Origin of the sequence: Spongiactinospora sp. TRM90649, assembly GCF_029382225.1 — a bacterium.
Lineage (GTDB): Bacteria > Actinomycetota > Actinomycetes > Streptosporangiales > Streptosporangiaceae > Spongiactinospora.
Genome location: NZ_JARLTC010000041.1, coordinates 58655 through 73009, shown reverse-complemented (window position 1 = coordinate 73009; position 14355 = coordinate 58655). Strand labels below are relative to the sequence as shown.

The 14355-nt window shown below is 71.8% G+C and carries 8 protein-coding genes; 7 read left to right on the top strand and 1 reads right to left on the bottom strand.

Annotated elements, in window-relative coordinates; genetic code table 11:
• Window positions 1-6: 6 nt before the first annotated feature.
• Both P3X83_RS36590 and P3X83_RS36585 read left to right on the top strand, forming a co-directional pair.
• The gene (locus P3X83_RS36590) at window positions 7-2682 is read left to right on the top strand and encodes a fumarate reductase/succinate dehydrogenase flavoprotein subunit (RefSeq protein ID WP_277309951.1); all 2676 of its coding nucleotides are present in this window, start codon (window positions 7-9) and stop codon (window positions 2680-2682) included.
• 104 nt (window positions 2683-2786) lie between these two features.
• On the top strand, window positions 2787-3302 hold the full coding sequence (locus P3X83_RS36585; protein ID WP_277309950.1) for a flavin reductase family protein: 516 nt from the start codon (window positions 2787-2789) through the stop codon (window positions 3300-3302).
• Between the two features lie 31 nt (window positions 3303-3333).
• On the opposite strand, the gene P3X83_RS36580 is transcribed toward P3X83_RS36585, so the two are convergent.
• Window positions 3334-4308 carry an FkbM family methyltransferase gene (locus P3X83_RS36580; RefSeq protein WP_277309949.1) on the bottom strand — a complete coding sequence of 325 codons (975 nt, stop codon included), beginning with the start codon at window positions 4306-4308 and terminating at the stop codon, window positions 3334-3336.
• 135 nt (window positions 4309-4443) lie between these two features.
• On the opposite strand from P3X83_RS36580, the gene P3X83_RS36575 reads away from it, so the two are divergent.
• From P3X83_RS36575 to hrpA, 5 genes are all read left to right on the top strand, one after another.
• Complete coding sequence (locus P3X83_RS36575; RefSeq protein WP_346742781.1) at window positions 4444-6717, top strand: ATP-binding domain-containing protein; 2274 nt, start codon at window positions 4444-4446, stop codon at window positions 6715-6717.
• Window positions 6718-6861: 144 nt separating this feature from the next.
• Window positions 6862-8793 (top strand): Xaa-Pro dipeptidyl-peptidase, encoded by a 1932-nt coding sequence (locus tag P3X83_RS36570; RefSeq protein ID WP_277309948.1) that lies wholly within the window; start codon window positions 6862-6864, stop codon window positions 8791-8793.
• A gap of 135 nt (window positions 8794-8928) precedes the next feature.
• Window positions 8929-9501: an RNA polymerase sigma factor gene (locus P3X83_RS36565; RefSeq protein WP_277309947.1), complete on the top strand. Its 573-nt coding sequence runs from the start codon at window positions 8929-8931 to the stop codon at window positions 9499-9501.
• Window positions 9498-10358 (top strand): VOC family protein, encoded by an 861-nt coding sequence (locus P3X83_RS36560; protein WP_277309946.1) that lies wholly within the window; start codon window positions 9498-9500, stop codon window positions 10356-10358. Before P3X83_RS36565 ends, P3X83_RS36560 begins: the two co-directional genes overlap by 4 nt.
• A 91-nt stretch (window positions 10359-10449) precedes the next feature.
• The gene (gene hrpA / locus P3X83_RS36555) at window positions 10450-14331 is read left to right on the top strand and encodes an ATP-dependent RNA helicase HrpA (protein WP_277309945.1); all 3882 of its coding nucleotides are present in this window, start codon (window positions 10450-10452) and stop codon (window positions 14329-14331) included.
• Window positions 14332-14355 lie beyond the last annotated feature (24 nt).

Sequence of the window (14355 nt, the reverse complement as noted above, 5' to 3'; positions counted from 1 at the left end):
GAGCACATGGAGATTCCCTCGATCGCGGACGCCCTCCACCTGGACTGCGAGGTGCTGGTCGTCGGCGGCGGTACGGCGGGCACGATGGCCGCCATCTCGGCCGCCGAGCACGGCGCCCGCGTGCTGCTGCTGGAGAAGGCCCACGTCCGGCACAGCGGCGCGCTGGCCATGGGCATGGACGGCGTGAACAACGCGGTGATCCCCGGCAAGGCCACCCCGGAGGACTACGTCGCCGAGATCACCCGCGCCAACGACGGCGTGGTGAACCAGCGGACGATCCACCAGACCGCCACGCGTGGCCACGACATGGTCCGCCGCCTGGAGCGGTACGGCGTGAAGTTCGAGAAGGACGAGTACGGCGAGTACGCCGTGCGCCGGGTCCACCGCTCGGGCAGCTACGTGCTGCCGATGCCGGAGGGCAAGGACGTCAAGAAGGTCCTCTACCGGGTGCTGCGCCGCCGCGAGATCCGGGAGAAGGTGCGCATCGAGAACCGGGTGATGCCGGTGCGCGTGCTGACCGGCCCCGACGGCCGGGCCTGCGGCGTGGCCGGGTTCGACACCCGCAGCGGGCGGTTCGTCACCGTCTCGGCGGGCGCGGTGATCCTGGCCACCGGCGCCTGCGGACGGCTCGGCCTCCCCGCCAGCGGCTACCTCTACGGCACCTACGAGAACCCCACCAACGCCGGGGACGGGCACGCCATGGCCTACCACGCGGGGGCCGAGCTGAGCGGCATCGAGTGCTTCCAGATCAACCCGCTGATCAAGGACTACAACGGCCCGGCCTGCGCCTACGTGGCGAATCCGTTCGGCGGCTACCAGGTCAACAACCGGGGCGAGCGGTTCGTGGACTCCGACTACTGGTCGGGCCAGATGATGGCCGAGGTGGCCGGGGAGATCGCCTCTGCCCGGGGGCCGATCTACCTCAAGCTCACCCACCTGCCCGAGGAGAGCATCGGCGCGCTGGAGAACATCCTGCACTCCACCGAGCGGCCCACGCGCGGCACCTTCCACGCCGGGCGCGGCCACGACTACCGCACGCACGACGTGGAGATGCACATCTCCGAGATCGGGCTGTGCGGCGGCCATTCGGCGTCCGGGGTGTGGGTGGACGAGCACGGCGCGACCAGCGTGCCCGGCCTGTACGCGGCGGGCGACCTGGCCTGCGTGCCGCACAACTACATGATCGGCGCGTTCGTGTTCGGCGACCTGGCGGGCACCCACGCCGCCACCGGCCTGGTGGAGACCCCGGCCGCGCCGGCCGCGGACCAGGTCGCCGCCGCGCACGAGCTGATCTACCGGCCGCTGCGCAACCCGGACGGCCCGCCGCAGCCGCAGGTGGAGTACAAGCTGCGGCGCTTCGTGAACGACTACGTGGCCCCGCCCAAGACCGGGGCCAAGCTGGACATCGCGCTGGAGGCGTTCGAGCGGATGCGCGGTGAGATCGCCGCGATGGGGGCGCGCACCCCGCACGAGCTGATGCGCTGCGCCGAGGTGGACTTCATCAGGGACTGCGCGGAGATGGCGGCCAGGTCGTCGCTGGTGCGCACGGAGAGCCGCTGGGGTCTCTACCACGACCGGGCGGACCTGCCGGCGCGAGACGACGGCGAGTGGCTCTACCACCTGAACCTGCGCAAGCGGGCCGACGGCGGGATGGAGTTCGTCAAGCGCCCGGTCGAGCCGTACCTGGTCCCGGTCCCGGAGTTCCTGCCGGTGCAGGCCGAGCCGGTGGTGGTGGCCGGGTTCGCGCCGGTGTCCGGCGAGCGGGCGAAGACGGCCCGCGCCGAGCGTGCGGCGGTCGGCCGCTCGCCGCGCATCCTGGAGCTGAACCGGATGGCCGACGAGCAGCCCGGCCTCGACCGGCTCGTCCCCTACCTGGCCGACGACGACCCCAAGGTGCGGCGCGCGGCCATCGCCACGCTGACCGAGTCGGCCCCCGACGGCGCGGGCCCGGCCCTGGTGACCGCGCTGGCCGACCGCCACGGCACGGTACGGCACGCCGCCGCCGCCGGGCTGCGCGAACTGGTGGAGGTGCTCCCCGCCACCCCCGAACTGGCCGGAGGTCTGGCCGCGCGGGCAAACGCGCCCGACGCCGTGGTCCGGGCGACCGCCCTGGACGTGCTGCGGGCGCTCCGGCTGGGCGGCCGGGACGTCTTCGCCGCCGCCCTGGCCGACGCCGACCACCGGGTGCGGATCGAGGGGATCAGGGGACTGGTGTCGTTGGACGAGCCGGATCCGGTGGCCGAGGCCCGCGCCGACCCCTCCAGAGAGGTCCGGGTGTGGGTGGCGAAGGGCCTGGGGACCATCGGTAAGCCCTCGGCCGCCCTGGAGACGCTGGCGGGCGACCAGGACCCGCTGGTGCGCGCGGCCGCGCTGGAGGCGTCGGGCGCGACGGGCGCGCCGCTCACCGCCGCCGCGGTGCCCGCGCTGGCCGACCCGGCCTGGCAGGTGCGGGTCGGCGCGGCCCGGTGCCTGGCCGCCTCCGGCGCCGGCACCGCGGCCCCCCTGCTGGCCGACACGCTGATCACCGCGCTGGGCGATGAGAACCTGGACGTCCGTAAAGCCGTGGTCCAGGCCCTGGCCGCCTGGGCGGGGACGGACCCGCGGGTCGCGGCGGCGCTGCGCAACGCGCTGAGCGATCCGGACGCGGACGTACGCGCGTACGCAAGACGGGCACTGGCCTAAATTTATGTATATCCAGTAGGAAATATTGACTTTAGAACGCCGGAATCGTAGCGTCGAGGTATGCGCCAGGGCCAACACCGCATCGCGGCATTCGAGGACGACCCATGACCGAGACCCTGCCCGACCTGGCAGTGGACCAGGAGCGATTCCGGCGGGCGCTGGCCGTACACGCCGCCGGGGTCGTCGTCATCACCGCACGAAACGAGAGCGCGCCGGTCGGGCTGACGGCGACATCGTTCACCTCCGTCAGCCTCGAACCCCCGCTCGTCTCCTTCTATGTCGATCAGTCGTCCACGACCTGGCCGTGGATGCGCGCGGCCGACCACTTCGTGGTCAACATCCTGGCGAGCGACCAGGCCGAACTGGCCGCGCGGTTCGCCCGGCGGAGCATTGACCGGTTCGCGGCGCCGACGCGGTGGGTCTCCGGGCCGCTCGGCGCACCACTGCTACAGGACGTCTCCGCCCACCTGTTCTGCCGCCCGCACGACACCATCGCAGTGGGCGACCACGTGCTGGTGATCGGCCTGGTGACCGGCGTCGGCGTGCGCGAGGCGGCAGGCCCGCTGCTCTACCACCGGGGGCGGTTCGGAGACTTCACTCCCCACGGCGAAGGGAGGTGAGCGGTCACGGCGGCGCCCGGGGGCGACGGACTCACGGGCGCACGCCGTGCCATTCGGCGAGGGCGTCGAGATGCTCGCGCCGTCCCACGGCCACCAGGTTGGAGCGGTAGAGGCCGATCGCGTCCGGCTCGTCGAGCTGGGCGCGGGTGTGCGGGAGCAGGCGGTTGTTCAGCTCGTCCACGACGAAGACCCACTCGTAGCGCGCGAAGACCTGGTCGAGCAGTTCCGGCGCGGGGCAGCCGCAGTTGGCCTGCAGTTCCGGGTGGACCTCGAACAGCAGGGTGGGCAGGCCCGCCAGGGTCTCGGCGGCCCCGCGCAGCACGAACCCCTCATAGCCCTCGACATCGATCTTGATGATGTCGGGCCGGAGACCGCCCTCGGCGAGATAGGCGTCGATCGAGGTCATCGGCACGCTGACCGACCCGGTCGCCTCGCCCGCGTTGACCGCGGAGGCGGAGTGCTTGCCGGACTGCTCGCCGGACAGGTGCAGGGTCAGCTCGCCGGGGGCGGCGCCCACCGCGGCGGGTTCGACGGTGACCCGGTCGCCGAGGCCGTTGCGGTCGATGTTGGCCCGCAGGTAGCCGAGGTTCTCCGGGACCGGTTCGAAGGCGACGAGCCGGCCGCCCTCTGGCAGGTGGGACGCGCCCGTGCAGGCGTAGACGCCGATGTTGGCGCCGACGTCGAGGATCGTGCCGGACCCGGCGGCCAGCCGTTCGAACAGGCCGACCTCGAACTCCTCGTAGTAGCCGCCCGCGACCGACGGCATGATCGTGCGGTCCCAGGCGGGACCGGTCAGCGTGACGCCCCGGTAGGTCGCGGTGACCTCGCTCGCGCGCTCGCCGGTGACCCCCGCGCGGAACACCGCGTGGTAGATGGTGTTGACCACGGGGAAGCGGCGGACGCTCCGGCCGCGCAGCACCACGCGGACCACGCGTGCGCGGTTGGCGGCCCTGGCCGCCCGCATCAGGGAGATGGCGAGCCCTCGCCGCAGGTTTCTGATCGGCATGGCTTCGAGTCTGGCCGAAAAAACCGGCCGAAAAGGTCGACTGGCCAAAGTCGGCGGTCGGCGATAGATTGAGGAGTTGGTTCGCAATAGAAACAGACAACTCTCTCGATTGTATTATCCCATTGGGGGCGGGCATTGTCAACCGAAGAGATCGCCGCAGAGCAGGCATATCTGTCAATGCTCTACGGCCACCTCGACGACATGCGGGACACCGCTGAGGAGCGCCTTTCCCGGGCGCTGCGCGACGGCGGCATGACGGGGGAACCAGGGGAGAGCGCGCAGGCGCTCGTCGACCGCGACGCCGCGGCGACCCGGTACACCAGGCGGCTCGCCCAGCTCGACGCCGCCGAGCACGGGCTCTGCTTCGGCCGCCTGGACCTGATCGACGGCGAGCGCTACCACATCGGCAGGATCGGCATCCACGACGACACCGGCGACGACTACGAGCCGCTGCTGCTCGACTGGCGCGCCCCGGCGGCCCGGCCCTTCTACGTCGCCACCGGCGCGTCGCCGCACGGCGTGCGCCGCCGCAGGCACATCAAGACCAGGAAGCGGACCGTCACCGCGATCAGCGACGAGACGCTCGACCTGACCTCGGCCGACCCCGAGGCGCTGACCGGCGAGGCGGCGCTGCTGGCCGCGCTGACGGCGGGCCGTACCGGCCGGATGAGCGACATCGTGGAGACCATCCAGGCCGAGCAGGACGCGATCATCAGGTCGCCCCACCGGGGCGTGCTCGTGGTGCAGGGCGGCGCGGGGACCGGCAAGACCGTGGTGGCGCTGCACCGGGCGGCCTACCTGCTCTACACCCACCGCGACCTGCTGTCCAAGCGCGGTGTGCTGATCGTCGGACCCAACGCCACGTTCCTGCGCTACATCGGCGAGGTGCTGCCCTCGCTCGGCGAGACGGGCGTGCTGCTGGCCACCGTCGGCGAGCTGTTCCCCGGCGTCACCGGCGACCGCCGGGAGGACCCGGCCGTGGCCGAGGTCAAGGGGCGGCCGGAGATGGCCCGCGTGCTGGCCGAGGCGGTGCTCGACCGGCAGTGGGTGCCCGAGGACCGGCTGGAGATCGTGCACGACGGACAGACCCTGGTGCTCACCCGCGAGGTGTGCGAACGCGTCCGGAGCCAGGTCCGCGCCACCTCCCTGCTGCACAACGAGGCCAGGCCGCTGGTGGTCAAGGGCGTCGCCGACGTGCTCACCCGCCAGCTCGCCGAACGGCTCGGCGAGGGCATCGAGGGCGGCCACGACCTGATCGACGACGAGGAGTTCAAGGCCATGCGCCGCGAACTGCTGGAGGACAACCGCGAGATCTGGGCGGCGATCGACCTGCTGTGGCCGGTGCTGACCCCGCAGCGCCTGCTGACGGACCTGTTCGCGTCCGCGGACCGGCTGGCCGCCGCCGCGCCCGGGCTCCCCGGGCGGGAGTTGCTGGAGCGCGCGCCGGGCGGCGGCTGGAGCGCCGCCGACGTCCCGCTGCTCGACGAGGCCGCCGAGATACTCGGCGTGGACGACCGCGCGGCCAGGGCCGCCGCTGAGGAGGAGCGCCTCCGGCGGGTCGCCTACGCGCAGGGCGTGCTCGACATCTCCGAGGGCTCGCGCAGCATGGACGTGGACGGCCACGGCGACGCCGAGGTGCTGTCGGCGGCCGACCTGGTGGACGCCGAGCGGTTCGCCGAACGGCACGCCGGCGCCGACGACCGCTCCACCGCCGAACGGGCCGCCGCCGACCGCACCTGGACCTTCGGGCACGTCATCGTCGACGAGGCGCAGGAGCTGTCGCAGATGGCCTGGCGGATGCTGATGCGGCGGATCCCCACCAGGTGGATGACCCTGGTGGGCGACATCGCCCAGACCGGCAGCCCGGCGGGCGCGGCGTCGTGGCGGGAGGCGCTGGCCCCCTACACCGGCGACCGCTGGTCGCTCACCGTGCTCAACGTCAACTACCGGATGCCCGCCGAGGTGATGGCGGTGGCGGCCGGGGTGCTGGCCGAGCTGGACCCGACGCTGCCGGTGCCGCGCTCGGTGCGCGAGACCGGCGAGTCGCCCTGGCAGGCCAAGTCCCGCGACGTCGCCGGGATCGCCGCCGAGGAGGCCCGCCTGGTGGGGCGCGGACGGCTGGCCGTCGTCGTGCCGTCCTCCCGGCTGGACGAGCTGAGCGCCGAGGTCCTCGGCGGCACGGCGGGCGCCCCCGACCTCGCAGAACCGGTCGTGGTCCTCGACGTGGCCGGGGCCAAGGGGCTGGAGTTCGACTCGGTGATCGTGGTGGACCCGGCGCGGATCGTCGCGGAGTCGGTCCGTGGGCTGAACGACCTCTACGTCGCGCTCACCAGGACCACCCGCCGCCTGGGCGTCGTCCACGACGGCGACCTGCCGGGCCCGCTCGCCGGACTGCCCGCCCGCGCGTAGTCCCGCGCGCGTCACGTCCGCGCGGTCACGCGCGGGAAGCGGCCGGGCGCCGGAGGAGCGCCCGGTCGTGGACGTGCCGTGTGTTACATGAGACATTGCGCTGGTTCTCCCACTCTCGTCAAAAACAGTCCCGGGAGGAAACGCATGTCTCACCAACGACGGCGGGGCCGCTTAGCGTGCCTGCCCCTGGCCCTGGCCATCGGCATCGCGCTCGGCCAGCCGGCGCGGGCCGAGACCTCACCCGAGGTCAAGATCGAGCAGGGGCGCACCCAGCCCGTGTACTCCTACGCCGACGCCATCCGTGAACACGTCTACGTCGAGTCCAGTGTGGACGGCGACGGCGACGGCCGAAGAGACCGGGTCCGGGTGGACGTCATCCGGCCCAAGGAGTCCGGCCCCGCGTTACGCGTGCCGGTGATCATCGATGAAAGCCCCTACTACGACAATTCGGGTAGAGGCAACGAAGCCGAACGGAAGCTCTACGACGAGGCGGGCGACGTCGCCAGATTCCCGCTGTACTACGACAACTACTTCGTGCCGCGCGGCTACGCCGTGCTGAACGTGGACATGCTCGGCACCACCAGGTCCGACGGCTGTCCCGACACCGGCGGGCGCTCCGACGTACTGGGCGGCAAGGCCGTCATCGACTGGCTCAACGGGCGCGCCAAGGCGTTCCGGGAGGACGGCACCCCGGCCCTCGCGAGCTGGACCAACGGCAAGGCCGCGATGATCGGCAAGTCCTACGACGGCACCCTGGCCAACGCGGTCGCCGCGACCGGCGTCGAAGGGCTCAAGACCATCGTGCCGATCTCGGCGATCAGCTCCTGGTACCGGTACCAGCGGATGAACGGCGTCGTCTACGGCTACGACTACATGTCCTGGCTGGCCGACTACGTGGACACCGACCCGCCGGCCAAGTGCGCCGCCGTACGGGCCGCGATGGACGCCCAGGACGGCGACGCCACCGGCGACTACAACCCGTTCTGGAAGGACCGCGACTACCTGGCCGGTTCGCTCGCCTCGGTGCGCAACGTGCGGGCCAGCGTGTTCGCCGTCCACACCGTCAACGACATGAACGTCAAGCCGGACCAGTTCTCCACCTGGTGGCAGGCCCTGGCCAAGCGCGGCGTGCCGCGCAAGGTCTGGGTCGGGCAGTACCACCACGTGGACCCGTTCGACTTCCGGCGCGACGTCTGGGTGGACACCCTGCACCGCTGGTTCGACCACTGGCTGTACGGCGTGCAGAACGGCATCATGCGCGAGCCCCGCGCCGACGTGCAGACCGGCCCCGACACCTGGATCACCCAGTCCGACTGGCCGGCCCCCGACTCCGCCGACGTATCCCTCTACCCCGGCGCCGACGGCTCCCTCGGCCTGCGTCCGGAACGCCGCGGCCTCCAGGCGGGCTTCACCGACATCCGGCAGCCCGAGGACGCCATGGTGGCCGACGTGGGCACCCAGAAGCCCGGCCGGGCCGCGTTCGTGACCGGCGAGCTGCCGGTCGACCTGCGGCTGTCCGGAACGCCCAAGGTCGATCTGAAGCTCAAACTGGACAAGCCGACCTCCAACCTGACCGCCCTCCTGGTCGACTACGGCGCCGGCATCCGGGTGGACTGGCGCGTCGGGCAGGGCATCTCCACCCTGGCCGAGGAGAGCTGCCACGGCGAGAGCGCCGGTCTCGACGACGGCTGCTACCGCAAGACGGTCACCAACACGGCGAACCGTCCCCTGGAGGTCGTCGCCAGGGGCTGGCTCGACGTCCAGAACCGGAACTCGCTGAGCGACCCGTCGCCGCTGAAGCCGGGGGCGTGGGCGAACGTCCGCTGGGACACCCTGCCCCAGGACTACGTCTTCAAGAAGGGGCACCGCCTGGGACTCGTCCTGGCCGGCACCGACGCGGACTTCAGCCAGGAGGCCGCGACCGGCGCGGTGGTGACCGTCGACCTGTCCCGCAGCTCCGTGAGCGTGCCGCTGGTCGTGCCCAGGACGCTGACCACGCCTGACCTGTCCAAGCGCGACACGTGGCGCGGCCCGCCGAGGGTGAACCTCCCGGTCCCGGCGCCGCGTCTGCACTGATCCCCGGCCGATACCGATCCGGTTCTGATCCACCGGTTCCCGGGAGGGAGTGTCCGCCCGCCCGGGAACCGGTCTTTTCCGAGATTTCTCTGGCTTGCCCCGTCGGAGGAACGCGCTCCCGGGCGATGGAGGGGTGTGGAACGACCAGCGGGTATGGAGCCCGACCCGGCTACCGCGCTGCTCGACGTCTACGACGCGGCGCTGCCCGAGGTCTACGGCTACCTGCTCGCCCGTTGCGGGCAGCGGTCACTGGCCGAGGACCTCACGGCGGAGACCTTCCTGGCGGCGGTCGAGGCCGTGCGCAGGAGACCTCCGCCGGAGGGGCTGCGCACGTCGTGGCTGATCGGCGTGGCCAGGAACAAGCTCGTCGACCACTGGCGCAGGGCCGAGCGCGAGGAGCGCGGCCTGCGCCTGGTCGGCGGGCTGTGGCCGGACGACATGGAGGATCCGTGGGACGTGCGGCTGGACGCGCTGGTGGCCCGCGAGGTGCTCGCGGACGTCGCCGCGCACCACAGGGCCGTGCTGACCCTGCGCTACCTGGACGGCCTCCCGGTCCCAGAGGTCGCCCGGCTCCTCGGCCGGACCGTCCACGCGACGGAGGCCCTGCTGGTCAGGGCCCGCCGGGCGTTCCGCGTCCGCTATGAGATCCATCACGACGTCCGGCATGAGATCCGGCACGACACGGTCGAGGGGAAGGAGGACCGATGACCGATCCGTTCGAGGTCCTCCGCGAGCCGGCCGGGCCCGTCGATCCCGACCCGCTGTTCGCCGAGCGGCTCCGGGCCGCGCTGGAGCGGGCCGTGCTCGACCCCACGACCGTCTGGAGAGGAGATGACATGACCACAGCTACCGGTACGGGCCTGCGGCACGGCGACATCGGCTACGCCTCGCTGCTGACCCCCGACGTGGGCCGGGCGGCCGATTTCTACGAGGAGGTCCTGGGCTGGGAGTACGGGCCTTCGCCGCGCGGCAGGCGCGTCGAGGGCGTCACGCCGTCGTTCGGCGTGTGGGAGGGGGAGGACAACACGGTGCTGCCGTGCTTCGCGGTGGACGACGTCGCCGAGGCGGTCCGCCGGGTGGGGGAGGCCGGGGGCGGCGCGTCGCCGGCCGTGCGCAAGCCGTACGGGCTGATCGCGCACTGCCTGGACGACCAGGGGCTGCGGTTCGCGGTCTACGAACCGGCGGGTGATCCGCGCCCCGTCCACGAGCACGCCCGCCAGGGCGACCTCGCCTACGTCACCATCGAGGTCCCCGACTCGGCGGCGGCGCGGGCCTTCTACGGGCACGTGCTGGGCTGGGAGTTCATCCGCGGATCGGTGCGGGACGGCTGGGCCGTGCGGAGGGACGGCGCCGAGATCAGCCCCATGACCGGAATGTCGGGCGGCGCGGAACGGCCGGCCGTGGTCCCGATGTACGCGGTGGACGACATCCGCTCGGCCGTCGCCACGATCTGGAACCTCGACGGGACGGCGGGCGAGCCGCAGGCCATGCCGTACGGCCTGCTCGCCGAGTGCGCCGACGACCAGGGGTCGCGCTTCTACCTGGGGCAGCTCCCGCGCCCGTGACCCGCCCTCGCCGATAACCGTTGGGAAGACCCGTGGTGGCTTGCCTATCCTTGCTAGGGACGGCCGTGCGTGGGCGGCCTGTAAAGCGACCATGGGAACCTCTTCTGTGACATCTCCGCTCGACGAGCTGCGCGCTCGCCTGCCCGAGCTGACCCTTCGCGACCAGCGGCGGTTGCGCCGCAGGCTGGAGGGCGCCCGCAAGGTGCGCGACCGCGCCGCGCAGCACAAGATCGCGACGGAGATCGCGGCCGACGTGGACGCCGCCGAGCTGCGCGTGGCGGCGCGCCGCGCGGCCGTGCCCGAGATCGGCTATCCCGAGGCCCTGCCGGTCAGCGCCCGGCGCGACGACATCCTCGCGGCGATCCGCGACCACCAGGTCGTGATCGTCGCCGGGGAGACCGGCTCCGGCAAGACCACCCAGCTCCCCAAGATGTGCCTGGAGCTGGGCCGTGGCGTCAACGGCCTGATCGGTCACACCCAGCCCCGCCGGATAGCCGCCCGCACGGTGGCCGAGCGGATAGCCGAGGAGCTGGGCGGCGAGATCGGCCACGCGATCGGGTACAAGGTGCGCTTCACCGATCACGTGGCCGACGAGACGCTGGTCAAGGTGATGACCGACGGTATCCTGCTGGCCGAGCTGCAGGGCGACCGGATGCTCGACCAGTACGACACGCTGATCATCGACGAGGCGCACGAGCGCAGCCTCAACGTGGACTTCATCCTGGGCTACCTGAAGCAGCTCCTGCCCAGGCGGCCCGACCTCAAGGTGATCATCACCTCCGCCACGATCGACCCGGAGCGCTTCTCCCGGCACTTCGGCGACGCCCCGATCATCGAGGTGTCCGGCCGCACCTATCCGGTCGAGGTGCGCTACCGGCCCGTGGACGAAGACCAGGACGACCAGATCTCCGCGATCGCGGGCGCGATCGACGAGCTGTGCGCCGAGGGGCCCGGCGACATCCTGGTCTTCCTCAGCGGCGAGCGGGAGATCCGCGACACCGCCGACGCGCTGGCCAAGCAGAACCTGCGCGATACCGAGGTGCTGCCGCTCTACGCCCGGCTGTCGGCGGCCGAGCAGCACCGCGTCTTTCAGCGGCACTCCGGGCGGCGGGTCGTGCTGTCCACGAACGTGGCCGAGACCTCCCTCACCGTCCCCGGCATCAAGTACGTGGTCGACCCCGGGTTCGCCCGCGTCTCCCGCTACAGCCACCGCACCAAGGTGCAGCGGCTGCCCATCGAGGCGATCTCCCAGGCGTCGGCCAACCAGCGCAAGGGCCGCTGCGGGCGGGTCTCCGACGGCATCTGCGTACGCCTCTACTCCGAGGAGGACTTCGTGTCCCGCCCGGAGTTCACCGACCCGGAGATCCTGCGCACCAACCTGGCCTCGGTCATCCTGCAGATGACCTCCATCGGGCTCGGCGACATCGCGGCCTTCCCCTTCGTCGACCCGCCCGACCAGCGACAGGTCAAGGACGGCGTCAACCTGCTGCGCGAGCTCGGCGCGTTCGACGAGGCCAGGCGCATCACCGGGCTCGGCCGCAGGCTGGCCGCCCTCCCGGTCGATCCCCGGCTGGCCCGCATGGTGCTGGAGGCCGACAAGAACGGCTGCGTCCGCGAGGTCATGGTGATCGCCGCCGCGCTGTCCATCCAGGATCCCCGCGAGCGGCCGGCCGACAAGCAGCAGGCCGCCGACGAGAAGCACCGGCGGTTCGCCGACAAGGAATCCGACTTCCTCACCTACCTCAACCTGTGGCGCCACCTCCAGGAACGCCAGCAGGAACTGTCCTCCGGCCAGTTCCGCCGCGAGTGCAAGGCCGACTTCCTCAACTATCTGCGGGTCCGTGAGTGGCAGGACGTCTACGGCCAGCTCAGGCAGATGTCCAAGTCGCTCGGCGTGACGCTGAACAGCGACCCGGGGGACGAGCACAAGATCCATGTGTCGCTGCTGTCCGGGCTGCTCTCCCATATCGGGCTGAAGGACCTCGACAAGAAGCAGGCCGACGGCCCGCGCCGCCCCCTGCAGGAGTACATCGGCGCCCGCAACGCCCGTTTCGCCATCTTCCCCGGCTCGGCGCTGGCCAGGAAACAGCCGCAGTGGGTGATGTCGGCCGAGCTGGTGGAGACCTCCCGGCTGTGGGCCAGGGTCAACGCCAAGATCGAGCCCGAGTGGGTCGAGCCGATCGCCGCGCACCTGATCAAACGCACCTACTCCGAGCCGCACTGGGAGAAGTCCCAGGGCGCGGTGATGGCCTACGAGAAGGTCACCCTGTACGGCGTGCCGATCGTCGCCCAGCGGAAGATCAACTACGGCCGCGTCGATCCCGAGCTGTGCCGCGAGCTGTTCATCCGGCACGCCCTCGTGGAAGGCGATTGGGAGACCCACCACGCCTTCTACCGGGAGAACCGCAAGCTGCTCGCCGAGGTCGAGGAGCTGGAGGAGCGCGCCCGCCGCCGCGACATCCTGGTCGACGACGAGACCCTGTTCGACTTCTACGACCAGCGGGTGGGCCAGGACGTCGTCTCCGCCCGCCACTTCGACGCGTGGTGGAAGAAGGCCCGGCAGGCCGACCCCGACCTGCTGAACTTCGAGAAGTCCATGCTGATCAGCGAGCGCGCGGGCGAGGTCAGCGAGCAGGACTACCCCGACGCCTGGCGCCAGGGCGGCCTGCGCTTCGCGCTGACCTACCAGTTCGAGCCGGGAGCCGACGCCGACGGCGTGACCGCGCACATCCCGATCTCCCTGCTCAACCAGGCGTCCCCCGACGGCTTCGACTGGCAGATCCCCGGCCTGCGCGCCGAGCTGGTGACCGCGCTGATCCGCTCGCTGCCCAAGCCGCTGCGCCGCAACTTCGTGCCCGCCCCCGAGTTCGCCCGGCAGGTGCTCGCGCGGGTGCGGCCGAGAGAGGAACCGCTGCTCACCGTGCTGTCCAGGGAGCTGCGCGAGATGACCGGCGTGACCCTCACCGCCGACGACTGGAACCTGGCCCAGGTCGCAGACCACCTGCGGATCACGTTCCGGGTGGTGGAGGGCAAGCGCACCCTCGCCGAGGACAAGGACCTCGACGCGCTCAAGCGGCGGCTGGCCCCCCGGCTGCGGGCCACGCTCGCCAAGGCCGGAGGCGGGCTCGAACGCACCGGCCTGCGCGGCTGGGACGACCTCGGCACCCTGCCGAAGACCTTCGAGCAGCGCAGGATGAAGGCGTATCCGGCGCTCGCCGACGAGGGCGAGAGCGTGTCGGTGCGGATGTTCGAGACCGAGTCCGAGCAGCGGCGGGCGATGTGGGCGGGCACCCGGCGGATGGTCCTGCTGGGCAGCCCGTCCCCGGCCAAGTGGGTGCTCGGGCAGTTGAACAACGCGCAGAAGCTGCTGCTCAGCCGCAGCCCGCACGCCGGCGCCGCGGCGCTGTTCGACGACTGCGTGGACTGCGCCGCCGACCGGCTCATCGCCGACGCGGGCGGCCCGGCGTGGGACGAGGCGGGCTTCGCCCGGGTGCGCGACCACGTGCGGGCCGAGCTGTTCGACGTGACGCTCGACGTGGTGACCAAGGTCCAGGGCATCCTCGGCGTGTGGCACGAGGTCACGATGGCCCTGTCGGCGGCGCGCCCGTCGGCCGCCGTCGACGACGTCCGCGACCAGATCGGCGCGCTCGTCCATCCTGGGTTCGTGACGGCCACCGGCCTGGGCCGCCTGCCCGACGTCAACCGCTACCTGCGGGCCGCCCAGCGCCGCCTGGCCAAGCTGCCGGAAGACCCGTTCCGCGACGAGGACTGGATGATCGCCGTCCACCGGGTCGAGGACGACTACGCCGACCTGCTCGACCGGCTGCCGCCGGAGCGGCGCGAGGACGACGACGCGGCCGCGATCCGCTGGATGATCGAGGAACTGCGGGTCAGCTTCTTCGCCCAGACGCTCGGCACGCCGTACCCGGTCTCGGAGAAGCGCATCCGCAAGGCCATGGACAAGATCACTTAGAGTGGCCGGGGAGATTCGCCGGGT

Coding starts and splice junctions, on each gene's coding strand:
- P3X83_RS36590 (WP_277309951.1), top strand. CDS start 7: ATGGAGATTCCCTCGATCGCGGACGCCCTCCACCTGGACTGCGAGGTG.
- P3X83_RS36585 (WP_277309950.1), top strand. CDS start 2,787: ATGACCGAGACCCTGCCCGACCTGGCAGTGGACCAGGAGCGATTCCGG.
- P3X83_RS36580 (WP_277309949.1), bottom strand. CDS start 4,308: ATGCCGATCAGAAACCTGCGGCGAGGGCTCGCCATCTCCCTGATGCGG.
- P3X83_RS36570 (WP_277309948.1), top strand. CDS start 6,862: ATGTCTCACCAACGACGGCGGGGCCGCTTAGCGTGCCTGCCCCTGGCC.
- P3X83_RS36560 (WP_277309946.1), top strand. CDS start 9,498: ATGACCGATCCGTTCGAGGTCCTCCGCGAGCCGGCCGGGCCCGTCGAT.
- hrpA (WP_277309945.1), top strand. CDS start 10,450: ATGGGAACCTCTTCTGTGACATCTCCGCTCGACGAGCTGCGCGCTCGC.